The sequence below is a fragment of the Paenibacillus sp. FSL R7-0333 genome (assembly GCF_038000365.1).
Lineage (GTDB): Bacteria > Bacillota > Bacilli > Paenibacillales > Paenibacillaceae > Paenibacillus_AQ > Paenibacillus_AQ silagei.
The window spans coordinates 2,295,024-2,319,584 of sequence record NZ_JBBOBZ010000001.1 but is presented as its reverse complement, the minus strand read 5'-3'; the positions used below and the strand labels follow the sequence as shown (position 1 = coordinate 2,319,584).

General features: G+C 54.3%; 19 protein-coding genes and 1 tRNA gene. 3 read left to right on the top strand and 17 right to left on the bottom strand.

Annotated features, from left to right (window positions below):
- Window positions 1-13: 13 nt before the first annotated feature.
- The 7 genes from MKY86_RS09475 to MKY86_RS09445 all read right to left on the bottom strand — a co-directional run bounded on the left by MKY86_RS09475 (window position 14) and on the right by MKY86_RS09445 (window position 6,657).
- Window positions 14-1,342: a hypothetical protein gene (locus MKY86_RS09475; protein ID WP_143803665.1), complete on the bottom strand. Its 1,329-nt coding sequence runs from the start codon at window positions 1,340-1,342 to the stop codon at window positions 14-16.
- Window positions 1,343-1,354: 12 nt separating this feature from the next.
- Complete coding sequence (locus MKY86_RS09470; protein ID WP_076078321.1) at window positions 1,355-1,600, bottom strand: acyl carrier protein; 246 nt, start codon at window positions 1,598-1,600, stop codon at window positions 1,355-1,357.
- A 437-nt stretch (window positions 1,601-2,037) separates the two neighbouring features.
- Window positions 2,038-2,121 (bottom strand) — tRNA-Leu (locus MKY86_RS09465).
- A 103-nt stretch (window positions 2,122-2,224) separates the two neighbouring features.
- The gene (locus MKY86_RS09460; protein ID WP_076078319.1) at window positions 2,225-3,835 is read right to left on the bottom strand and encodes a helix-turn-helix domain-containing protein; all 1,611 of its coding nucleotides are present in this window, start codon (window positions 3,833-3,835) and stop codon (window positions 2,225-2,227) included.
- A 124-nt stretch (window positions 3,836-3,959) separates the two neighbouring features.
- Window positions 3,960-4,970, bottom strand: a complete 1,011-nt coding sequence (locus tag MKY86_RS09455; RefSeq protein WP_076078317.1) for an ABC transporter substrate-binding protein — start codon at window positions 4,968-4,970, stop codon at window positions 3,960-3,962.
- A gap of 157 nt (window positions 4,971-5,127) precedes the next feature.
- The gene (locus MKY86_RS09450) at window positions 5,128-6,360 is read right to left on the bottom strand and encodes a CynX/NimT family MFS transporter (protein WP_076078315.1); all 1,233 of its coding nucleotides are present in this window, start codon (window positions 6,358-6,360) and stop codon (window positions 5,128-5,130) included.
- Window positions 6,361-6,552: 192 nt separating this feature from the next.
- On the bottom strand, window positions 6,553-6,657 hold the full coding sequence (locus tag MKY86_RS09445; RefSeq protein WP_209874443.1) for a YjcZ family sporulation protein: 105 nt from the start codon (window positions 6,655-6,657) through the stop codon (window positions 6,553-6,555).
- 219 nt (window positions 6,658-6,876) lie between these two features.
- Here MKY86_RS09445 and MKY86_RS09440 point away from each other — a divergent pair, with 219 nt between their 5' ends.
- On the top strand, window positions 6,877-8,592 hold the full coding sequence (locus MKY86_RS09440; RefSeq protein WP_076078313.1) for an ABC transporter ATP-binding protein: 1,716 nt from the start codon (window positions 6,877-6,879) through the stop codon (window positions 8,590-8,592).
- Between the two features lie 205 nt (window positions 8,593-8,797).
- The gene (locus MKY86_RS09435; RefSeq protein ID WP_076078311.1) at window positions 8,798-9,502 is read left to right on the top strand and encodes a hypothetical protein; all 705 of its coding nucleotides are present in this window, start codon (window positions 8,798-8,800) and stop codon (window positions 9,500-9,502) included.
- Window positions 9,503-9,566: 64 nt separating this feature from the next.
- Here MKY86_RS09435 and MKY86_RS09430 read toward each other — a convergent pair whose 3' ends face one another.
- Together MKY86_RS09430 and MKY86_RS09425 are read right to left on the bottom strand one after the other, a co-directional pair.
- A complete protein-coding gene (locus tag MKY86_RS09430) occupies window positions 9,567-11,018 on the bottom strand; it encodes a DEAD/DEAH box helicase (RefSeq protein WP_076078309.1) in 1,452 nt (483 codons plus the stop codon).
- 91 nt (window positions 11,019-11,109) lie between these two features.
- Window positions 11,110-11,763 (bottom strand): HD domain-containing protein, encoded by a 654-nt coding sequence (locus tag MKY86_RS09425; protein ID WP_076078307.1) that lies wholly within the window; start codon window positions 11,761-11,763, stop codon window positions 11,110-11,112.
- Window positions 11,764-12,050: 287 nt separating this feature from the next.
- Between MKY86_RS09425 and MKY86_RS09420 the strand changes: the two genes are divergently transcribed.
- Window positions 12,051-13,331 carry a histidine--tRNA ligase gene (locus MKY86_RS09420; protein ID WP_076078306.1) on the top strand — a complete coding sequence of 427 codons (1,281 nt, stop codon included), beginning with the start codon at window positions 12,051-12,053 and terminating at the stop codon, window positions 13,329-13,331.
- Window positions 13,332-13,485: 154 nt separating this feature from the next.
- Here the strand turns inward: MKY86_RS09420 and MKY86_RS09415 are convergent, their stop codons facing one another.
- The 8 genes from MKY86_RS09415 to MKY86_RS09380 form a co-directional block, all read right to left on the bottom strand.
- On the bottom strand, window positions 13,486-15,132 hold the full coding sequence (locus tag MKY86_RS09415) for a response regulator (protein ID WP_076078304.1): 1,647 nt from the start codon (window positions 15,130-15,132) through the stop codon (window positions 13,486-13,488).
- Complete coding sequence (locus MKY86_RS09410) at window positions 15,125-16,936, bottom strand: cache domain-containing sensor histidine kinase (RefSeq protein WP_340826755.1); 1,812 nt, start codon at window positions 16,934-16,936, stop codon at window positions 15,125-15,127. The genes MKY86_RS09415 and MKY86_RS09410 overlap by 8 nt, the downstream gene beginning before the upstream one ends.
- 28 nt (window positions 16,937-16,964) lie before the next feature.
- On the bottom strand, window positions 16,965-18,278 hold the full coding sequence (locus MKY86_RS09405; protein WP_076078301.1) for an ABC transporter substrate-binding protein: 1,314 nt from the start codon (window positions 18,276-18,278) through the stop codon (window positions 16,965-16,967).
- 44 nt (window positions 18,279-18,322) lie between these two features.
- Window positions 18,323-20,101, bottom strand: coding sequence for a family 43 glycosylhydrolase (locus MKY86_RS09400; protein ID WP_076078300.1), 1,779 nt, complete (start codon window positions 20,099-20,101; stop codon window positions 18,323-18,325).
- A gap of 22 nt (window positions 20,102-20,123) precedes the next feature.
- Window positions 20,124-20,957 carry a carbohydrate ABC transporter permease gene (locus tag MKY86_RS09395; protein ID WP_036725349.1) on the bottom strand — a complete coding sequence of 278 codons (834 nt, stop codon included), beginning with the start codon at window positions 20,955-20,957 and terminating at the stop codon, window positions 20,124-20,126.
- Window positions 20,958-21,851 carry a carbohydrate ABC transporter permease gene (locus MKY86_RS09390; RefSeq protein ID WP_076078299.1) on the bottom strand — a complete coding sequence of 298 codons (894 nt, stop codon included), beginning with the start codon at window positions 21,849-21,851 and terminating at the stop codon, window positions 20,958-20,960.
- 86 nt (window positions 21,852-21,937) lie between these two features.
- The gene (locus tag MKY86_RS09385; RefSeq protein WP_076078297.1) at window positions 21,938-23,233 is read right to left on the bottom strand and encodes an ABC transporter substrate-binding protein; all 1,296 of its coding nucleotides are present in this window, start codon (window positions 23,231-23,233) and stop codon (window positions 21,938-21,940) included.
- 129 nt (window positions 23,234-23,362) lie between these two features.
- Window positions 23,363-24,364 carry a phosphotransferase enzyme family protein gene (locus MKY86_RS09380; protein ID WP_076078296.1) on the bottom strand — a complete coding sequence of 334 codons (1,002 nt, stop codon included), beginning with the start codon at window positions 24,362-24,364 and terminating at the stop codon, window positions 23,363-23,365.
- Window positions 24,365-24,561: the final 197 nt, after the last annotated feature.

Here is a 24,561-nt window from a genome sequence, read left to right as displayed (position 1 = left end):
CAATAAAGACGGGTCAGTTATAAATCTTAATCGCCAGAGACTTCAAGACGTCCTTCACCTGGTGGATTAGCGTGAATGCTTCACTCACGTCAGAGGTATAGGGAGCAGCTACATAAAGCTTCCCCTTCCGCCATTCAGACTCCCCCTCAGCGAATGCTGTATTGCCGGAGCCGAACAGCGTGTTTGTACCCAGCGGAATAATTCCTTGCCTGTTCTCTTGCGTAAACAACAATTTATTGGCACCTAAAGCCTCGATAATCTGCAGCATGGTCACTTCCGTGGAGCAGCCTGCCGAGATAAAGGTCAAAAAGCTGAACATGGAATACTGCCGGACATATTGATTGACATGATGATTAATCAGCCCCATGGACTTTCTGGCATTAATCTCAACGATGGGTACCATCTCACCGCTTGCCAGCAGCATGGAATCTATGCATACATCTCCGTGATAGCCTGTCTTAAATAAATCCTTGCAGGCTTCTTCCATGATGCTGAAATAATGATTGTTCCAGAGCGCCTCGATAAACCCGGCATCGGCAGGATAGGAGCCTGAATAAGAGAAGGCGTCGTTTACCATCTTTTGAACAGAGAGGTATTGCACATCCCCCTGCGCTGTAATGAACAGCTGACAGGAGAAATCCTCCGTTTTATCAAGCAGGGGTTCGATAATGAACTGTGTTTGTTTGCCTCGATTCTCTTGCTCTTGCAGATAAGCCGCAATTCTCTTCAGCATTCGTTCGCCCGAAATTAACATATTGCCTTTGCCTGAGACACCCAGCGGGTCCTTCACCAGCACTTGTCCGGTCTGTAGCAGCTGAAGCCCGTAGGTCAGCAGTTCCTCAGAACTTTCAGCTATAGAGGAACTATTGCGAATGTCCAATCTTTGTCTTAGTTCATGAGAATAGATCTTTGAATTCACAGCCCGAACTGTATCTAAGGAGGGAAACTGATTACCGAAATTGAACCTGCGCACTAACTCACTGGTATCGGACAGTATAGAATAGGGAGAGATCAGAACCTCTGTAGGGAGTAGCTGCTGGTAGTAGCTAGCATCAGCCATTAGAAGATCAAACACATGCAGCGTGTAGTCATCCGCATGAACGGGATTTCTGCAATGAACATGAGTGAAGGTATAGCCGAGCTGCGATAAATAGCTTCTAAGCTGCTCGTCCATGGGCTGCCGGGTGAACAGAATGTCCTGCTCCTTGCATAAAGGAAACAACAATTCATCCATGCCCATCGTCACAGCTTGGCTGCTGTTCATAGAAGGAAGCATAGATCGATTCGGACTCCGCCACCACGACTCTGAATCAAAGGTGCCTAGAACCACGGTTGACTTCATAATGAAGCCCCCTTAAGAAGCGGTTTGCGTGGCTGTGATGAACCCCATGAAATCCCCGATCGACTGGAAATCCTCATAGGCAAAATGATCAAAATCAAACTCAATTTCAAATTCGTCTTCAATCCGGAGAATGAAATTAATCATCTGCAGGGAATCCAGACCTACCTCATTCACAATATCGGTGGCTTCAGTGGCCGTGAGCAACAGCTCGGGATTGTTCTTAATTTCACTCAAGATCCGCACAATGGTATCCTGCATATCACCGTTCTCCTCGCATCATGAATTTTAAATAAACGAATTGCTTACTAGTTATGATACAGCCTCAGGGTTCCGGCATCTAACTCACATTTTTATGATATGTATAGGATTTTTATTGGAATGATTACAGTGGGAAAAGAACTATATAGATTAAACTTGTAGTTTTACTAGTATGGGATTGCCGTGACTCCAGAGAATGTTTGGCCCTCCGGCCGCTGTTGTCTGCAGATTTCTTGATTGTATACCGCTGTTCGCGGTGGAAATCCGCAGACAAAGGCGGACGCTATCGCTCCTACAGTTCCAAAATTCCCCTCCGCCACTTTTCCCTGTCTTTCTATTTTCAAGTTCAACCTAAAAAGGATCTTAAAAAATAGACAAACAAAAACAGGTCCCTGCCGGCATAAATGCCAAGCAAGAACCTGTATTGTAAGCTATGATGCGGTCAAGAGGACTCGAACCTCCACGATATTGCTATCACTGGCACCTGAAGCCAGCGCGTCTGCCAATTCCGCCATGACCGCATATTATGTATTGCAGTGATTCAATCACCGTAATTAAGAATATACTCTCTTTGGAGGGGAATTGCAAGCTTTTTTTGTGTGTATTTCTGTAGGGAGGTGTGCCTTAAGCCAATACCTTCATCACATCCGCGATCTTCCGCTGATGCGACAGGACACCGTAATTCATCCAGGCCATGAAATCCACCTCGTACACACAGCGGTTGCGTACAGCAGGCAGACTTCTCCAGAGCTGTGTCTCCAGCAGCTCCCGGCTCTCCCCTTCCTGAAGGTCAAACGTGATGAACAAATGATCTGCGGTCACCCCTGACAGCTCTTCATTGGTCAGATTGACACGCTTCTGTCCCCGGGTAAGACGCTGAACGGCAGGATGCCGCTGCAGTCCCAGATCTTCATGCAGCACATGAGCTGAGTACCCCAGTTTCTCACTGCCATACAGGGCAACACCATGGGCAGAAATCCGCAGCAATGCCACTGTCTGCCCCCGGACGCTGCGGCTGAGCAGCCGCCTGGCCTGACGGGCTTGCTGTTCATATTCGCTGATGACCTCCTGCACCCGACCCGTTCTCCCGAAGACTGCACCTGCGCTGCGGAGCGTGGCCCTCCAGTCTTCCTGATGGAACGGGAGCCGGAATAATGGAGCCACCTGGCGGCACTCTCCAAGCTGCCAGCGCTGGAAGCCGTCATCCAGCATAATCAGCTCAGGACTGTAACGGGTGAGTCCTTGCCAGTCTCCGCTGGAGATATCGAACGCCGGAACCTGATCCAGCCCGAGGTATTCCTGCTTGCCCCACTTGGCATGGCAATACTGCACGACCGGAGTAATGCCGAGCGCCAGCAGATAATCCTCCAGAAAAGGGGCAAATACCCGGACGCCCTCCTGATGGAGGCTTCTGTATTGTCCGGGAGTCACCCCTACTGTTCTTTTGAAGCGCCGGTTGAAATAATACTCATTGCTGTAGCCTGCAGCCAGGGCCACCTCATGCAGCCGGTCCCGGGTCAGCAGAAGCTGCTGCTGTGCCCGTTCAATACGCAGCCCGTTCAGGTGCTCCAAGGGCATCCGGCCGGTAATTTCTTTGAACATCTGCGTATAACGCGCACGCCCGATCCCTGTAATCTCAGCCAGCTGATCAACAGATAACGGTTCACTGCAATGCTCTTCCATATAGCGGATCGAGGCTTCCACGGCCTCACGGTCATCCTTAGCCTTCAGTACCGGAGTATTCGCCCGCATAATCAACAGCAGCAGCTCCTGGAACCGGGTCTGAGCAGCGAACCATTCGATATTCTCCGGACGCCGAGAGCTATAATAGATGGAATCCAGCAGCAGAGCACACTGTGAGAACGGCCGGCAGTCCAGATATCCCGGGCAGAGCAAATATTCTGCATGTTCCTCCTGCCCCTTATCTCCGGTGCCAAGCTTGACGTGCCCTGCGGGAATCAGCGCGAACTCCATCCGGTACCAGCTGATCCCCTGCTCGCCGGCCTGAATCCGGTTCAGTGATCCGGCTTCGATCAGGAACCCGGCCCCTTTGTCCAAAAAGTACCTTCTGTCTTCTGCCTTCAGCCACCCCTGCCCTTCGGACACAATGATTAGGGTATGCTCCCGATAGACTTCGGTCTGATCCTTCCCGGACGGGGAGCGGGTCACCGCTTCTATATTTATCAGGCTATGGAGCAGCCTTCTCCTGGTGTGTTCCTGCAACTGTTCGGTCATTCTGCCGCCCCTCCTGACTGAGAATCATTATCATAGACTCCAGTGTAAAACAAAAAAGAAGATCTATCAACCTTGCGGATAGACCTTCTTTTGGATTACAGACTAATCATCACTTCACGCCGTGTTACTTCACCATCGTCTTAAGCAGATCATCCAGCTTCATCTGGTTGGCGGTAATCCCCCCGGATTGCCAGTGTGAACGCTCCATCCGGTAGATATTGCCGTTCTTGACCGCAGGCAGGTTCTTCCATAGAGGGCCATCGAGAATTTGGATCGCCTCCTGGTTGGCCGCAGTATCCCAATTCCCGTTGTCAGGGAACACAATGATATGATCCGCTTCAAGCTCGGGGATCACTTCTTCGGAGATGATCGACTGAAATTCCGTCATCTCAGCGGCCATAGGAACAGGTGTCAGACCGAATTGATTATAGAGCACACCGGTAAAACGGTTTTTGACTCCAAAAAGAGCAACGGTTTTGTCTGCCACATTAAGCCGGATCACAGCCACCTTCTCTTGTCCCAAGGCCTGCTGCAACGCGGCTTTGCCGTCTGCTACCTTCTGGTCATATTCGGCCAGTACAGCCTTCCCCTTCTCAGGAATACCGAGCGCGTCTGCAACCGCTGTAAGGATTAGCCTTGAATCCTGCAATACGCTCTCCGGCAGGCGGTAGGTTGGGGCTACCAGGGAATACTGCTCAACCTTAGCGGCATCTGCACCGCCATCGGTAATGATCAGATCCGGATTCTTATCGAGCAGCGCTTCTATGCTGCCGCTGATATCAAATTCAGGCACATCCAGATTCAGATAATCCTGCTTGCCCCAGCTTGGATGGTACCACTGCACCACCGGGGTAACGCCGAGCGCCTTCAAATAGTCTTCCAGATAGATCGCTGCCACCCGCTGGGGGTTCACGGGAATTTCGACCTCTCCGAATTCCCCGGCAATCGTGCGGGTTGCTCCTTCTGAAGCTGCCGCTCCGCCAGTCTCCGCAGGAGCTGCGCTGGCAGCAACCGCATTCCCTGTTTGCACATCCTTGCTGTCCGCAGCCTTGTTATTATTTCCGCACGCCGCGATAGCGGATATTGCCAGGATAAGTACAGCGGTCCAAATGATTTTCCGGCCCCAATTGTTCATGTCTCTCTTCACTCCTGTGTCTAATTTCATTGATAATCATTCTCAGATGATCTTAAACACAATAGTAGCATGCCGTGATCAGCTTACAATGCACTTTCTCAGCGAAAATCTTATACAAACTTATAGTTTGACCCCGCCAAGCTGACGGGCCCATCGTTTATAACCGGTCTCCCACATATCTGTCGCGTCCGGCCCCCATACCGGCTGCGAACAGCAGTACGCTTGCTAAGGCAAGCAGCGCAAGCGGTACATTCCAGCTCCCCGCAGCATCATGCAGCAGGCCAAACAGTGCAGGTCCCGCCGCCGCCAGCAAATATCCGGCAGACTGGGCCATCCCTGACAGCTCGCTGGCCTCCTGCGCTGTCCGGGTGCGCAGGCTGAAGAACATCATCGCCAGACCGAAGGCGAAGCCCCCGGCAACCCCTATGCAGATAGCCCATAATGCCATCAGTGCGGTACTGCCCAGCCAGACGCCAAGGATGCCAGTGATAAACAGAACCGAAGTGATCACCACCGGCAGCCGCTGGTTCTTCATCCTTCCCACCCAGAGCGGCACGAAGAAGGTGAACGGCAGCTGGGCCAGCTGCATCAGCGAGAGAATCCAGCCGGCATGGCCGGCAGACATCCCCCGCTCACCTAGGATCACCGAGAACCAGGCGATCAGCACATAATAGAGCAGGGATTGCAGCCCCATGAACAGCGTCACCTGCCAGGCGAGCGGGGAGCGCCAGATCCGCACGGCCGAAGAGCGGACGGCGCCTGCACTACTCTGGCCGAGACTCTTCATCTGCGGAATCCAGAAGAGGGTTGCCAGAGCAGCGATCACAAACCAAAGGGCCAGGGTTCCCCTCCACCCAAGCCCGGCCGAGGTTGCCAAGGGAACACTCAGCCCCGAAGCCGCCGCCGCACATATGTTCATGGACACGGTATAGATTCCGGTCATCAGACCGATGCGGTGCGGAAATTTCCCCTTGATCAGTCCCGGCAGCAGCACATTACAGACGGCAATCGACAGACCGATCATCGCCGTACCTGCGAAGAAGGTTACTGTACCGGAAGCCGAACGAACCAGAATTCCCATGGACAGCGTTAGCATGGCCAGCACCAGGATATTGGGCAGTCCCAGCTTGCGGGCAAGCCGGGGCGCAAACGGTGACAGCAGGGCAAAAGCCAGTAAAGGCAAAGTTGTAATCGCTCCCGCCAGAGTATTAGACAACCCCAGGTCATCCCGGATCATCTCCAGCAGAGGTCCGACGGAAGTGAATGGGGCGCGCAGGGCAGCGGCCACACAGATGATTCCGGTGACGAGCATCCATCTGCTGCGGATATCCGCAGCAGATGAGGACAAGGCCGGGCTTGTCCTCTTGTTATTTTCACGGCCGAGCTTCATGTTGTACCTCCAGGTCGCAGCAAAGCACCCGTCAAGCCCGGGGCTTGTCAGGGAATACAGCCGCTATATGTATTACACCCTTCAACCAAGGCGCATTATTTCATTATACCATATCGCTTGATGGAGCAGCCTCCTAGGCAGAAGAAAACCGCCGGTCTCAGGGCCGGCGGCAGGGCAACAGGTGAAACAGAATTAGAGACAGAAGGATTTAGTGATGATGACGAGCAGGATGAACAGAACCAGAATCGCTCCAGTCGAAGTGAAAACTCCGCCGTATCCCCCAATATTTTCGCTCATGTTAACTCCTCCTTTATGCCTGTATACTGTTAAAATATGTATAAAACCGCCTTTCGGTATGGGTTAAACGGCAATGAATTCCGCAGTATATTTCTAATTTAAATGTTCTCACCGTTGACAAAACGCGTAACCCGCTTTAGTATCCTAAACATAGGTTCAGTTGAGAATCAATCTCAATAACCAGATACATAACATATTACAGAAAAGAGTGAACAAGAGATGCTGCGTCGTTTTTTCTCCTATTACCGTCCTTACAAGAAGCTGTTTATCCTTGATTTCACCTGTGCGGTGGGTGCCGGTCTGCTGGAGCTTGCTTTTCCGGTGGCTGTCAATAAATTCATTGATGATCTGCTGCCGGGTCAGGATTGGCCGCTGATTCTGATTGCCTGCGTTGCCCTGCTCGGGATCTATGCGCTCAATACGGCGATGAATTATGTCGTTACCTATTGGGGGCATATGCTGGGCATTAATATTGAAACCAATATGCGCAAAAAAATGTTCGATCATATCCAGAAGCTCAGCTTCCGGTTCTTCGACAACAATAAAACAGGTCACCTGCTCGGCAGAATAACCAATGACCTGAACGATATCGGGGAAGTCGCGCATCACGGGCCGGAGGATGTGTTCATTGCCGTTATGACGCTGGTCGGCGCATTTGTGCTGATGGCCGATATCAATCTTCAGCTGGCCGTGATCACGTTCATCATCGTGCCGATTATGGCCTGGGTCATTATCCACTTCGGACGCAGTATGACCGAGACTTATCACCGTCTATTCGGCAACGTAGGGAACTTCAATGCCCGGATTGAAGATAATGTCGGCGGAATCCGCGTGGTCCAGTCTTTTGCCAATGAAGAATTCGAGAAAGAGCTGTTCGCTGTGGACAACCAGAAGTTCCGTGAGACCAAGCTGATGGCGTACAAGCTCATGGCCAAAAGCTCGTCGGTCAGCTATATGATGACCCGTCTGATCACCATTGTAGTGATGGTCTGCGGGGCGTGGTTCTTCATTCAGGGAGAGCTGGAAATCGGGGAATTCGTCGCTTTCATTCTGCTGTCCAACGTCTTCTTCCGGCCGATTGAGAAGATTAATGCTGTAATCGAGAGTTATCCGAAGGGGATTGCCGGCTTCAAACGTTATCTGGAAGTCATTGATACCGAGCCGGATATCGCTGACAAACCGGATGCAGTAGCGGTTGGCCCGCTTCGCGGGGATATAAGCTTCAGCAATGTCAGCTTCGGCTATGAAGACGACCGCAAGGTGCTGGAGGATATTAGCCTGAGCGTTAACGCCGGTGAGACGATTGCCTTCGTCGGACCCTCCGGTGCGGGGAAAACAACCATCTGCAGCCTGCTCCCCCGGTTCTACGATGTGACCGGCGGCGCGATCTCCATCGACGGGATTGACATCCGGGATATGAAGCTCAGTTCGCTGCGCAAGCAGATCGGAATCGTACAGCAGGACGTGTTCCTCTTCTCCGGCACGATCCGTGAGAATATTGCCTACGGCAAGCTTGATGCAGGGCTGCAGGAAATCTGGCAGGCTGCCCGTCAGGCCCGCCTGGAGGAGCTGATTAACAGCCTGCCGAATGGCATGGACACTGTGATCGGCGAACGCGGTGTCAAGCTGTCCGGCGGACAGAAGCAGCGCCTGGCCATTGCCCGGATGTTCCTGAAGAATCCGCCGATTCTGATCCTGGATGAAGCGACCTCTGCGCTCGATACCGAGACAGAAGCAGCGATCCAGCAGTCACTGGCCGACCTGTCGGTGGGCCGCACCACGCTGGTCATTGCCCACCGCCTGACGACGATCAAGAACGCTGACCGGATCGTTGTTGTCAGCGAGGACGGCATCTCCGAGGAAGGTCGCCACGAGGAGCTGGTGAACGCCGGAGGCACGTATAGCCGCCTGTATCAGGCGCAGTATAATGCTTAGGAAATTCTGTTGATGCCGGAACAGTATTAATTAAGACGTTGCACATGAATACCCTTGCGGGATACAGCCATTGGCTGTATTTCGCAAGGGTATTTTGCATTATTGTGCTTGGTTTGCTGCAACCTCCGATGAATATTTTCGTCTAAGAATACAATTACTGGATTTCCTTCATCTATTATGATTCTGAAGAAAGCGGGGCCATGCTATGAGAATTAAAATGCTCATCGTGCTAACGGTTGTTGTACTCTTGTCCGGCTGCTCCAAAGGGGATCGGATAACGGGAAGCGCTGAAATCGATTGGGTGGATTTTGTAAAGATAAACGGAGCTTCATACTCCGGATCTTGGGACCGCGTCATTAAGAATCCAAGTCAGGTCACTACTGAGATTGTAGGTAAGGTGGATTTTAAAGTCGCGGATGTTGTCACTAATCCGGATTACCGGCTAAAGGATGGGGACGCTGCCTTTTTGGAAATGGGAACCCCGTTATACCGTGTTGAAGGCTTTAAGGCCAATGAAGTCATTGCTGCTATGGATGAAGCAAGCATTGGCGGTTACCGAATCTATGTAGAGAATGATTTCTCTACCAACGTACGGCAATCTTATAAAGACTTAAATAAAGACAAAATAGAACGAATTGAATTATTCCATCTGGAGGATGTTAAGCCTTACAGGACTTTATCCGGCAGTGAAGCCAAACGGTTCGTTCACCTGCTGGAAAGCGGGAAAGACACACCCGACTATACCCCGCAAAATAAAGAAAAAGATCCGGAATACTATAAAGTAGTCTTCTACACCGATCAGCCGTTTGCCTACGCTTTTTCTCTTGCCGATGATGGGATCGAAGTATATTTCTTCCCCTGGGACACCCGAATAGTAGATAAGGACCTCCGGACACTCATTCAGCCGTAGACAATCCGTCATACTGTCAAAAAAGCTGCCGCAATGGCATAATCACCAGTGGGGCAGCTCCGTCTTATTTTTTAGCAATATGGCACTTCAGCAGCTTGCCCTTCACGGTAGTCTCTTTCATCGCCTGCAATACAAGCGAGCCCTTACCGTTCAGAATATCGACGTAGGTCACGTTATCCTGAATCGTGATGATCCCGATGTCCTCAGCCGAAATGCCCTCAAGCTTCGCAATGGTGCCAACGAAATCGACCGCGCGAAGCTTCTTTTTCTTCCCGCCGTTAAAGTACAGCTTCATGATGTCCTGGTTCATAACCTCGGTTTTGCCGGCTTTGCGGACTTGCTGCTTGCCCAGCTTCTGGTCGAAGGCTGGTTTGGCATAGGCCACAGCATCATCCGAAGGAGCCTTCATCTCCGGCAGGCTGAAGCCGATATAGCCTTCGATTTCCCTGACCCATTTGTGTTCATTCGGCGTCACGAAGGTGATGGCTTTGCCGCTTTTGCCTGCGCGGGCAGTCCGGCCGGTGCGGTGGACGTAGCTCTCTTTTTCGAGCGGGATATCGTAATTGATGACATGGGTAATGTTCTCGATATCAATCCCTCTGGCTGCAACGTCGGTGGCGATCAGATAACGGAACTGGCCCCGCTTAAAAGCATTCATCACCTCAAACCGCTCGTCCTGCTCCATGCCGCCGTGAATCTTGTCCACCGGATATTCGAGGTCGGCCATCCCGCGGAAGAGGGCATTCACCTGCTCCTGGGTCCGGCAAAAAATAATACAGCTATCCGGGTTCTCCACCGTCAGCAGATCGCTAAGCAGTCCGAACTTGGCAGCTTGTACAACCTCAATCAAGGCATGTTCAATCGATGCTGTCGTAATTCCGCTGGCTTCAATCTCAATATCCACCGGGTCCGTCATATACTTCCGGCACAGATTCTTGATCACTTCCGGCAGTGTCGCCGAGAACAGCATCGTTACACGTTCCTTGGGCAGCTGCTTAATGATCTTCTCGATCTGCTCGATGAAGCCCATGCTGAGCATTTCGTCCGCTTCGTCAATCACCAGATATTGTATCCGGCTCAGGTTCAGCGTACCGCGCTCAATATGGTCGAATACACGGCCCGGCGTGCCTACAACGACATGCGTCTTCTGGGTCAGCTCCAGCTTCTGCGGGGCAAAAGGCTGCTTGCCGAACAAGGCTACCGCCTTGATCCGCTTGAAGCGCCCGATGTTCGTAATATCCTCTCTCACCTGCTGGGCCAGCTCCCGGGTAGGGGTCAGCACCAGCGCCTGGGGTTTGTTCTCCGCCCAGTCGGCCAGCTCGCAGAGCGGGATGGCGAATGCTGCGGTTTTGCCGCTGCCGGTCTGAGACTTGACGATCAAATCCTGCCTCTTCAGCGCTACCGGAATGACCTTCCGCTGCACCTCGGTGGGGTCCACATACTTCAGAACCTCCAGCGCGCGGATAATCTCCTCATTCAGACCATAATCACTAAACTGTACTTGTTCTTCACTCATATTATATTCTACCTCTTCTATGCTGATTGTTCCGGTTCAGGCGGGGCCAGCCCGCGTTCCATCCATCTTGCGCATTATTCCATTATAACACCTACTCCGCCCCCTGATTCCATTCCTTATCGAATTGCTCCAGAAAAATCAGCATGAACCGGTGCCGCTCCTCCGCCAATTGCTTGCCGTACGGGGTGTTCATGAGGTCCTTCAGCTTCAGCAGCTTCTCATAAAAATGATTGACCGCCGTACCCTTGGAATAATCGCGGTATTCCTTCTTCAGCGATTCGTCACGCGGGGGAATCTCCGGATCATAGACCGGACGGCCCTTCGCACCGGAGAAAACCATCGTCCGCGTGATGCCGATCGCCCCGAGCGCATCCAGACGGTCCGCATCCTGGACCACCTGCCCTTCCAGCGTTGACATGGGCTCCCCCCCGCCGCCGCTGAACGACATTGTCCCGATGATCTCCATAATATGCCTGCACGCAGCTTCATCCGGCAGATGTGCGGTGAGCCATGTTTGTACTTTGAGCAGCCCCGCCTCCTTGGAGGGGTTCAGCTTCTCGTCTGCTACATCATGCAGCAGGGCGGCTATCGTGCAGATCACCACATTGGCCCCTTCAATCCCGGCAATCAGCGCAGCCGTATTCCGCACCCGGTTCGTATGGAACCAGTCATGGCCGGTGGTATCCTGGCCGAGTTGCTCCTTCGCGAAGTTCTCTGCTGCTGTAATCAGCTCTGTATGGTTCATTATGATTGCTCCTTTATGGAAAATAATGCAGGTCTTGCGCGGTTGCTCCTGATCCGCTATAATGTGCTGTAATCCAGCCGGAAGGGAATTGATTCGCATGAACCGCTTGTCCATCATAACGAATCAACTTCATCATCACAAGCAGCGTTAGCACACCTGAATTCATTCAGGGAGGGCTAACGCATTTCGCGTTTGACCTCCCTGCGGCATAGATAAGCGCGCGGGACCACGGGGTCCGGCGCGTTTTTTATTTTACTGGAAACTATAGAACAAAGGAGCTGCCAAGGATGCAGAATATTAAAGGAACTTATGATTATTTCGGCCGGGAGCAGGCCATCCGCCAGAAGGTGCGGACTACGCTTCAGGAGCTGTTCGAGCTGTACGGCTTCGAGCCGATGGATACGACCCTGCTGAATGAACTGGAGCTGCTGACCTCCAAATACGCCGGGGGCGATGAGATTCTGCGCGAGATGTACCAGCTGGCCGATCAGGGCGGGCGCAGGCTGGGGCTGCGTTACGATCTGACGATCCCTTTTGCCAAGGTGATTGCCTTAAATCCGGGCATTGAATTCCCCTACCGGCGGTATGAGATCGGGAAGGTGTTCCGGGATGGTCCGGTCAAAAAAGGCCGACTGCGCGAATTCCTGCAATGTGACGCCGATGTCGTCGGTATTGCCGGCCCCCAGGCGGAAGCGGAGCTGATGCAGCTCGCCGCAGAGGCGTTTCGCCGCCTTGCGATTCCGGTTGTGCTGAAGTGGAACAACCGCCGCTTCCTGGGTGAGATTCTCGGGGCGGTCGGGGTTCCGGCAGAGGAACAGCTCTCGGTGATGCTGACCCTCGACAAGCTGGCTAAGATCGGCAGCGGCGGGGTGCTAGCCGAGCTGACAGACAAGCAGCTAACCGCTCAGACGGTTACACTGATCTCGGAGCTCCTGGAGCTGAAGAACCCGGGATTCAAGGAACTGGTGGAGCGGTATAAGCTTGAAGGGCTGCCGGGGACGCTCGAAGTGCAGGCCTTGCAGCAGCTGATTGATGCGGTTGGACTTGCGGACATGTGCGTCTTCGATCCATTTCTGTCACGCGGGCTGTCATTCTACACGGGGACAGTCTATGAGATCTTCGATGCTACAGGCAGCTATCCCTCAAGCCTGGGCGGCGGGGGCAGATATGACGCGATCATCGGCAAGCTCGTGGGGCGTGATGATATCGAATACCCTACAGTCGGCATCTCCTTCGGCATGGAGTCGATCATGGCCCTGTTAGGCGAACGCCAGGAGCAGGCAGCGGCGGAGCGTTCCGGCGTTCTGATCGTTCCGATCGGCGGGTATATGCCGCAGGCGCTGGTTGCTGCTGCTGCGCTGCGTTCGGCAGGCATCCGGGTCACGGTGGACACCGGCATGCGCAAGCTCAAAAAAACGCTGGCCACAGCCAGCGCCAAGGGCATCCGCTATGTGATTATGGTCGGAGAGAGCGAAGCCGCTGAGCAGAAGCTGCGGCTGAAGGATATGTCGCTGGGGAGCGAGCAGCTGGTTACATTGGAGGCGGCGGTTCGCTTGACTTCGCAATGATGGTTGTTAAGTAAATTGGAGTATCTCCCCTCGCCTGTTTGGCTATCAGTATAGGATCAGTTTCAGATTACGCGTGGCGACAACATATTGTTGCACTTTTAGCAGGATTTCGTATCGCTCCACAGTTAAAAAGTAAAGAAGCTGCAAGCAGTCTCTATGATCCGTCCTTATGATCCATAGAAACTGTCTGTACCCTGCGCGAGCTGTCCCTGTACGCTTTGGGCGATAGACCGCTGCAATTCTTGAACACACGGTTGAAGTGGCGCACGTTGCCGAAGCCCGTCTCCTCGGCGATTCTGCTGATCTTCTCCCCGGTGAAGGCCAACTTCCGGCGGGCCTCCTCCATGCGGATGTGCGTGACAAATTCGCTAAAGGTGACGCCGGTCCTCTGCTTGAACAGATTGCTGAAATACACCGGGTTCAAATATACCTTATCCGCTACCTCCTTGAGGCTCAGCGGATGATGATAATGCTGTGAAATGTAGCGCTGGGCCACAGTGACCGGATCGATATCCTTCATCTCTCTGGACTCCGCAATGCAGCCAGTCAGTGTGAGCAGCAGCCCCCGGCATTTCTCAGCCAGCTCCTGCCGCGAGGAGAGGCTGCAGACATCGAACAGCACCTTGCGGATATCCTTCGACCCCAGCCACGCTTCGGTCACCTCAAGCTCCTCGGACAACTCGTAGTAGTACAGCAGCAGCTTGCAGATTTGCTGGTGAATGCTCTCAGGTGATTCCGCTGTGCTGCACAGCTCTTCGATCATATGCTCCACAATCGGGCCGATGCCGGCTCCTCTTCCGCCGGTAATCGACTTCTCCAGGATCTCCCAGGACCACTTCAGGGGGCCGCTGCCTTCGTTGGGGCGCTGCTTCATTTTGGCATAATCCAGCAGCTTGTCACCACCTTCAATCAACCTGTACAGGAGGGCAATTCCGGCCTCGTTGTAGGCTCTGGGGATTCCCGGCAGCCCTTCTGCCGGATTGCTGACCCCGATCGTCACCGTCAGATTGGACAAGGAACGGATCTGCCTGCGGATCAGGTCCCCCAGTGCCCCAGGCGCTGACAGGGAATGCTGCGGATCTGCTGTATTCAGCAGGGCAACCACCTCAGTATCCGACTGCACGAAGCTTATCCCTACGGCCTGACGATCGATCATCTCCTGGACGACCTGCTGGATATACAGGAGGAACAACGACGCATCTCCCCGCTGATAACGCTCCTTCTCCACGGAATGCTTATCCAGCTTGATGACCATGCAGATGAAATAGGGATGACCGAAGGCGAAGCCCAGCTCACGCAGCAGCCGCAAGTCGCTATCTTCCGTCTTGCCTTTCAGCAGACTGTCCGCCAGATGACCGGCCACATGCCGTTTCAGCACAGGCTGCACCTGCCACGGCTGATCGCTTCGCGCAGACTGCTTGTGACGCTCGGCCAGCTCCTGCCCCAGCCGCTCCAGCACACGGCCCAGCTCCTGGCGTTCCACCGGCTTCATCAGATAGTCCTTCGCCCCCTGGCGCATGGACTGCTGCACATAAGCGAATTCATCAAAACCGCTGACCACGATGGTCATCAGATCCTTGAAGCGACCCGCAGCCAATTGCTGCAGCTGGATACCGTCCATCCGCGGCATGCGGATATCGGTGAGCAGCACCTCCGGAGACAGCTCGGCCAGCTTGTCGAGTGCATCATAACCGTCGCTGGCTTCACCGACCACCTCCCAGTTGCTGTCCAGGCTGGTGATCATTTTGCGCAGTCCTTTGCGGAAGACCGATTCATCGTCCACAATCAATATTTTAGGCAACCCCGTCATCCTCCCTTGCAATGCCCTGATGATGAATGACCGGCAGCTTGAGCACGGCCTTGAAGCCCTGATACGGCATACTCTCCAGTGAGAGGCCGTATTCCTCCCCGTAATGCAGCACGATCCGGCGGTGGACATTCAGCAGCCCGTTGCCGGAGCGCCCGCCGAGCTCCTCCGTATTCCGCAGATGCTGCCGGAGCGCCTCCAGCGCCTCCGCATTCATACCGATGCCGTCATCCTCGACCGTAATTGTAAGCACCTGATTGCTGCTGCCTGTGGTCAATGTAATCACGCCCCGGCCCGCCCCCTGGTCCAGCGCATGATTAATCGCATTCTCAACCAGCGGCTGGATCATCAGCGGAATGACCTCGCAGTCCAGCAGAGATGGTTCAATATTCATCGTAAATTGAATCCGTTCCTCATAGCGCATCTGCTGGATGGCCATATAGCCGCCTACATGATCCAGCTCATCCTGAAGCGTCACATGCTCCTTGCGCCCGCTGAGACTGTAACGCAGCAGCTTGCTCAGATTATTGGACATGGTTATAATCTCCGGGCTGCCCTCAAGCTCGGCGTACATGCTGATCGAGCCCAGTGTATTGTATAGAAAATGCGGATTGATCTTGCTCTGCAGCGCGGCAATCTGCGCATCCTTCTCGCGGATTTCCGTCTCATAGAGCAGATAACCCAGCTCGCTGAGCTTGGCAAGCATGCCGTTGAACGAATGGCCGAGCATACCCACTTCATCCCTGCCGCTCACCGGAAAAGCCATGCTGAGGTCTCCGCGCTCCACACTGCGCATGAGCCGGCTCAGCTTGCGCAGCGGCTGCGTGATCCGGTAGGCAATGAACACATAGAGCAGCAGGGCCAGTCCTACGCAGATAATGCCCGTAAGAATAATATACGTGCGCAGAACCTCGGTCTCCTTCATTAGACTGGCTACCGGCACCACGCCCACCGTTGTCCAGCCAGTAATTTCAGAGGTTACATGAGCCACCAGCAGCCCTTCCCCCTCCGACTTCACATGGCTGACCCCTTCGCCCGTTCTGCCGAAGGAACCATCCGCTACTCCCTGCGGAATTCCGTGATCCTTGCCGGTAACCAGGTTGCCGGAATCATCCGTAATGTACAGCAGCTCCTGGGGGTCCAGCGTTACCTTCGACAGAATCTCACGGATGAACTTGGGGTCCACATCAATGACAATGTACCCGAGCGTGACGCCGTCATCGAAGCTGCGCAGCTCCCTTACGATGGAGAAAGCCTGATATACATTTCCGCCGCTGGACCTTAAATCATGCGTGGCCACATAGACTGGCTGTCCATAATGCCCCTTGAACTTATTCAGCCAGCTTACATTCTCATCCAGCTTGTAAGTCGTGACATACTGGCTCTCCGGCATGACCACATAGGAAGCTCCACCCGTACCGTACAGGGATACGCCCAGAATATCGACCCGGCCGTTCAGAAACACCTGGGTGACGAAGCTGTTGAGTCCGCTGATCTCATCCAGCGTCAGGGGTTCGCCGGGAGCACGCTTCGTGGCCAGATAATCGGTCACCTTGGGATATTGATAGGGCATCACGGTCAGCCGGTTCAGCTCATTCATATAGGTATCGATATTCAGGGTAAGCTGCTTCAGCGTCTGAAGCTGGTAATCGCCTACCTTGCGCTCCGTCGTTTCGGTGAAACGGGCAAAGGCGAAATAGCCCATCAGTCCCAGCGGAAGCACAATGAATACGACATTGATAAGAATAAGCTTGCGCGCAAGCGCCAGGTTCCTGAACCAGCCGCGAAAGGATTTCAACCGCATTCCCCCCCTTGCTCCCTTACAGTCATTTCTTCAGTTGAAGGTTGATGCTGTCCACCGCCTGCTGCAGCGCCTGCGCCGGACTTTGCTCCTTGTAGATCATCCGCTCAAACTGCCGGATAATCTCTTCATTAATACTCCACTGCCTCATATTTCGCGGCCAGTAGACTACGGAGTTGGCGGTATTCGCATAGTCACTGCGGAATTTCAGCGCGGAATACGCCCCGCTCTCCACGACCTTCCGGGAGCTCGGGACATGGCCCGCCTCCGCCCACATCACCCCGTGCTCCACGGCCCAGCGGGCAAAAACCATCGCCGCCCTCCGTTTCTCCGCACTCATCTCACTTTGAGCCGGAATCGCCAGCGTATGCGAGTCTCCCCAGACTGCCGGATGATCATATATGACCGGAACCGGCACAACCCCCAGCTCCAGCTTCTCAGCCTTCTCAAAAGCGCCCGTGCCCCATACCCCGGTAATCAGCACCGCCGCCTCCCCGTCATAGAACAGCTTGAAGGCATCATTGATCCCTGGCGGAATCAGCTCCCGCTGGTACAGACTGTTGACGAACTCCAGCGCCTGTAACGATGCCTTATTATTGAAGACCGCCTGTGTGCCGTCCGGATTGTAAAAGACACCACCGCCCTCGATCTGATTATACAGGCTCCACCATAACCACACGGAATCAATCCGCGTGCTGGGCAGAGCCAACGGCGCGACACCGGGCGGAACGGATTGCTTCAGCTTTTGCAGAAAAGCGGTAAAGCCTTGCTCTCCCCGGCCGATCACCGGTTTATCCGCTGTGTCCAGCAGCCCGGCCGCTCTTAAATATTTCTTGTTATAGTAGAGCACCAAGGTGTGCGTATCCAGAGGTACCGCGTAATGAGCGCCTCCGTAGACGGTGGATTCGGCAATTTTGGTGCTGAACTGGCCCCAGTCCAGGCCCGTCTCCGCAGCCACTCCGTCAAGGGGCTCAATATAACCGTTCTGCACGAACTGCGGGAGATTGGTGGCATGGATCACCGCCAGATCCGGCGCATTGCCGGACAGAATGGCTGTCCGCAGCCGGGAATAGTAATCATCCAGCCGGGAGTTGATCTGATCGACCCGGATATCCTGATGTTCCTTGTTGAACTGCTCCACCAGCCCGGTCATGAAGATATTGTCTCCCCCGCTGAATGGGGTCCAGTATTCAAGAATCACCGGCTGGACAGCAGGTGCCGGCGGCGTCTCCTTCCTCTCTGCACCACACCCGCCCAGCAGCGGCAGTACAATCAGCAAAATTGAAAGCGTAATCAGTTTATTCCGTCTGTATCCGGTCTTGCAGCTCGTATCTCTCATATGAGTAAGCCCCCGTCTTGCTTCCCGTCTATGAATCTCCCGGCTCATTCACTCTTCTGCCATATATCCATATAATCTATACTGAAGCTGCCTTGTCTGTCAAAAAGAATGATCTCGTTCTCTCCCCTCTGTAATTTCAGCTCCAGTTGCCACAGGGAAGGCTGATTGCGTTCCTGCGGGAGGGGGGAATAGACCGTCTTCGCACCTCCGTTCACCGACAGCTTCAGCTCCGCGTCCGGCGAAGCATTCATCACCGCCGCCAGAACCGTGTAGGTTCCGCTGTGCGGGACCTGAATATGACTGAACTTCAGCGCAGCACCGCTTCCGCTTAGGACAGCCGCTGCCCCTCCCGAGGCATAAGGATTATCCTCTGCCGCAGCGTTCCCCTCCATAGCCTGGTCCTCGCCTTCATATCGCGGAATTTCAATCGCTTTCACCTCCGTCACAGCACCCTCGGGCAGCTCTATGGCTACTGTATTCTTCCCGGCTGTGAACGGCAGGCTCACATAAGCATAGCGGGTCTGGCCCTCACCGGATGGCGGCATTGGAAGCGCCGCCGCCGGCCCGCCATTCACCGAGACTGCCGCCCCGGCCGGTTCTCCTCCCGGATTCACATAATGCACCAGCAGCGGGAGCATGCTGTCCACCGTGGACGGCAGGGACGGGAATTCCAGCTTGTTCCCGCTGCGCAGAGCCGCTTCCGCCCGGAACACGCCCATGCCTGCGGGAACCGGGATGGCCTCACTCAGCGGCAGCGGCTTCCCGAAGACCGGCAGGCCGTCATCGTCCCAGCTAACCGGCTGGGCCCGTGCCTTGCGGTTATTCCAGCCGTCCTCCGCCCCTGTCGTGGCATGATAGACGATCCACTGCTCGCTTCCGTCCGGCGAGACCGTGAATGAATTATGCCCCGGTCCGTATACTCCGGCGGCTTCATCCATAGTCAGCAGGGGCTCTTGCGACTTGATCCAGTCTGCAGCCTCCAGCGGGTTGCCCCCGGTCTTCAGCGCAAGCAACCCCAGACTGTAGTACGGAGTCCAGCTTCCCGCACCGGAATAGACAATGAAGACACGGCCGTTATGATGAAGGACGGACTGGCCCTCATTAATATAAGGCGGGCCTCCGGCCTGCTCCCAGGGAAGCAGCGGCTCGCTAAGCAGCACCCGCGGTCCGCTGATCGTCAGCGGGTCACTCATCGGAGCAATATAGGTATTCTGCGCAGCGTTTACCTCCCCATCCCAGCCGGACCAGACGAAATACAGCTCCCCGTCCACCTCCATCGCCAGCCCGTCGATCGCCCATTTATTACTGCTGTCAGTTACCTGGCCCTTGAAGGTATAACTGCCCAGCGGATCACCGCTGTCCGCTTGCAGCACATACATCCGGTGGTTCTCGTTCTGTCCGTCATCTGCGGCAAAATAGATATACCAGCTTCCACGAATATACTGCAGCTCGGGGGCCCAGAGATTCGCCGAGTAGGCCGTCTCCGCCGGCGGGTACCATACGACCTTCCGCTCCGCCTGGCGGAAATCCAGGGTGAGCGACTTCATCACCATAATATCCGTTCCGTTATGGGTGAAGGTCATATAATAATATCCATCCTTGTAGATCACACTCGGATCAGGCGTATCGATCTCGGCCAGCGTGTTCTTGAATGTTCCCCCATGCCCCTTATAGACTTCATCCTTAACGCCGTTATTGGGCTTCAGCAACAAGTATGCACCTCCTGCGAGTATAAGGAACAGAAGCGCCGCAAGGGAGTAGATTATTCTACGTGAATGTTTGCCTGCCCATGCCTTCTGCGGTATATCTGGTTTCGTGCTCATCTGCTTCCCTCCCCGTCTCCCGCTATTTCACTCCCGAGCTGGTAATCGCTCTAACGAACGACTTCTGGCCGGCAATGAACAGGATCAGCACCGGCAGCGCCGCAATGGTGGTCATGGCCATTAATTTACCATAGCTCTGGGTATAGCTGCCGGTGGCCATCATGGCAATCCCTGCGGTGATCGTCCGCATCTCCGGAGAGGTGGTCGCGTACAACGGCCAGACAAAATCATTATAAATCCCCATAAAGGTGAAAATCCCCAGTGTCGTCATGATCGAAACCGCTGAAGGCAGCAGAATTCTCCGATACAGATTCCATTTGTTCACCCCGTCGATCCGGGCCGCTTCCTCGATCTCCTTCGGGAAGGAGACAAAGAACTGGTACAGCAGGAATACCCCGAATGCCCCGGCGGTAGCCGGGAGGATCAGCGCCTGATACGTGTTGATCAGACCGAGTGTATTGAATTCGATGTACATCGGCAGAAAGGTCAATACGCCTGGAATCATCAGCGAAGCAATGAACATCGCCAGCAGCGTGCGGCGCAGCGGCAGATCCGGCAGACGGGCCAGGGCAAACGCCGCCATGGAATCGATCAGCAGTACGATCGCTGTGCCCGCAATCCCCACCGACAGGGAATTGACAATCCAGCGCAGAATCGGGGTATTCATCAGCTCCCCGCTCAGCCCCTGGACGAAATTATCAAGCGTCGGTTTCTTCGGCAGGAAGTTCATCCGCCCCGAGAGGGCTTCAAAATCATTTTTGAACGCAGTCGACAGCATCCAGACCAGCGGCAGCAGCACGAACAGCGCAATCAGGATGGCCAGCAGCAGCAGGCCTGTTTTTTTGGCTTTTCCCATCTATACCTTCTCCTTCCGGTTCGTAAGACGGAACTGCACGATAGACACCAGCATGATCAGCAGCGCCATCAGAATCGCCATCGCCGAAGCCGAACCGATATCCTTGCGCACGAACGCCTGGTCCAGCACATTGATCAGTAGCACCCGGGTGGTATCTCCCGGCCCCCCGCGCGTCAGCAGGAACGGCTGGGCGTAAATATTGAAGGAGGCAATGGTTGAGGTGATCATCACGAACAGCATAACCGGCCGGATCGAAGGCAAAGTAATCGACACGAACCGCATCCAGGCATTCGCCCCGTCCATGGAAGCCGCCTCATAATAATCCTCCGGCACCTCATTAAGCGCATTCACAAAAATAATCATATTGAAGCCGATCGTCCACCAGAGTGTCGTAAGCACCAGCGCAATCCAGGCCCAGGGCGTAGCGGTCAGCCACGGAATGGCGGTGAGGCCCAGCTTTTGCAGCAGACTGTTAATGAACCCGGCATTCGTATCGAACATCATCAGCCAGATAACAGCCATCACGGAAGCTGACAGCGCGTAGGGCAGGAAATAGAAGGTCCGGAACAGACCCCGGAGCTTCGCCGGCAGCGCATTGACCAGCATCGCTATCCCCAGCCCCGTAACGATCAGCAGCGGAACCGAGTACAGGACAAACTGGAGGGTGGTCCACAGACCGCGGAAGAAAATACTGTTCTCATAGGTCCCCGGGGTGAAAATGGTCATGTAATTACGCAGCCCCACAAAGGGGTGGGCGGCAGACAGCAGCTCGAAGTCCTGCAGGCTGATGACAAAGCCATACAGAATCGGGAAAAGCAGAAACAGCGCGAAGGCAGCCAGATAGGGCAGCACGAACAGAAATGAGGTCAAGCGTGAAGTCCATAGGGTTTTCAAAAGTGATTCCTCCTTAGCATAAGGATAAGGAAAAGCGGGAAGCTCCCGCTCCCCGCCATACCAACCGAAAGATCCGCTCCACGGAGCTATTTCATCGCCTGACGGGATTTGGCTACAGCATCATCCATCGCCTGCTGCGGTGATTTTTTGCCAAGAAGGGCACTGCTCAGCTCTCCCCATACCGGCTCGATAATGGTCCCCCAATTCAGCACATTCGGTGCGAACTGTACGGAGGAGAAGCTCTGCGATACCGTACTCTGGAACTCCATCGCCTTGAATTCAGCGCTGTCCATCACGGTCTTGGAAGCTACCGCCTGCCCGGATTCCGCCCAGTCCAGCGAGTTGCCGGAGACATATTTCAGGAAATCGCCGATCCCGGCCAGCTTGGTGCTATCTGTCACGGACTTGGGAACGACGAAGCCATGCGAGCCTGCATAAATCGCCTGCTTCGCCTTGCCGATCTGCGGCATGACAGCGACGCCATAATTAAGTCCGGCTTCATCGAACTGGGATTTCATCCACGGTCCGTTGAACTGAATGGCGTTCTTGCCCTGCAAGAACAGGGTATTCTCACCATCCTGCTGCACATTGGCCGGGGAGACTCCCTTGTCTACCATATCGCGCAGCCACTGCACCATCTCCACCGCTTCAGGAGAATTGTAGGCTACATCCGTCCCGTTCCAGAGCTCCCCGCCATTCTGCCAGACGAGGGACGGGAAGATGAACTGCTGCGGCCAGAGGGTCGGCACTACGTATCCGTAGACCCCCTTGGATTTGTCCGTCAGCTTCAGCACAGCGGCATCGAATTCGGCGCGGTTCGCTGGAGGCGCAGTGATGCCCGCCTTCTCGAACAGATCCTTGTTGTAATACATAACGACCGGATGAATGTCCAGCGGGATCGTATACAGCTTGTTGTCGATCGTGGCATATTTCACCGGAGCTTCGGCAAAATCAGCCGGGTTGATCCCGGCCGCAGCCGCCAGCTCATCCACAGGCTGCAGTTGCTCCTTGCTCTGGTACGTCGGCACCTGATCGACATGCATAATCATCAGGTCTGGCTGTTCCTTGCCGGTACTGAGCGCTACATCAAGCTGCTTGTAATATTCGCCATTCGGCTGGATCACGAAATTCACTTTGTATTGATCCTGGGAGCTGTTGTATTTATCAACGATTTTTTTCATGAACGGGCCATCCGAGCCGGAGAAGGGTGACCAGAACAGAAGCTCTGTCTTTTTGCCGCTGCCGCTGTCCGCCCCCTGTGTGGCCTCTCCACCGTTCGCGCCTTTATTCTTTCCATTGTTACCGCCGCAAGCGGTTACAACCAGTGCCAGCATCATAACCATCAGTAATAGTGATGCTCCCTTTTGCATAGATCGCTTCATCTGTATACTCCCCTTTGACCGGTGATTCAAAGCTGACTGCTCTTTGATGTCTTTATGTTACCGCCGCAGGGGAGGGCAATAAATGTCCTCAGACTAGGTTCAGTGGACATATTTACAGATTGCACAGCTTCATTCTACTTGCACAGGTTCGATTCTCTTGAACAAAAAGCGGGAGTCCGCCAGATATTCCTTTAGATAGGCCAGCGCATACGGCTGTTCTTCGCGCAAGCTGGGCAGTTCATCGGGATTAGAGATGTGGTGGCTATAGTTCCCGATCATGATCTTGACAAAGAAGCATTCCAGCTTCCGTTCATAATCCGGCTCCAGCGCACGGACACTGCTGTAGCCTCGAATTAGGCTCCTGCGTTGCTCCGTGGACAGCTCCAGCAGAGCGGCGGCCAGATCATACAGGTAGAAGCCGTAGCCGCAGAGGCCGAAATCAATCGCCCGGGGCTGGCCGTCAGCGAACACCACATTCCCAAAGTGCAGGTCACCATGGATCAGGCCATAACTGCCGGGGTCTGGCGTCATGGCCTCGAGTTCACCCGGGATTCTGGCGGCGGCAGCCTGATAGAGCTTCCACCCCGGTTCCGGCACCAGAGCCTCATGATGCTTCTCCAGCTTATCCCAATCCTTACGGAAGCTGTCCGCTCCCCACACTGGACGGATGAACTCCGCCGATGGTACAAACTGTTCGCCCGCTTCATGCATCCTGGCCAGCATCACGCCTACAGCGTGGAGCTGCTCATCTGTCAGATTGCCCGCTGCATGTTCACCTTCGACCCAGCGCATCAGGGTAACATAGCTAAGCTGCTGTTTTTCGCCGCCAGCTTCATTGCCAGCTTCATTGCCAGCCTCAAGGATATATCTGCCGCTTGAATTGGGCAGCCCCACGGGGACAATCAGCTTCGCCGTCTGACTGAGATGGCTAAGCCACTCCAGCTCCGACAGAATCTCCTCCCGGCTGCACCGTTCGCCATGAATCCGCAGCAGCAGCTTGCCCGCAGTTTCCGTCTCTACCTTGAACGTGATACTGTCGGACTGCTTAATATATTCAATTTTTGTCCAATCCAACTCATATGCCTTGAGCGCCCGCAGTACTCTATCCCTTGTTGCCGGTTCTATCTTCATCTTCCTGCCCCCTCATATGGATGTCTGCATTCATTATAGGGTTGGCGGCGGCAGCGGACATAGATAATAGACAGGTATAACCTGACTTTTGCACAAAACAAAGAGGCTGCTCCAAGAGTCATAATGCGACTTCTTGGGACAGCCCGACTGTTCAGGGTGGATGCTCTTGAGTTGGCGCTTGTGTGTTAGCACGTGTG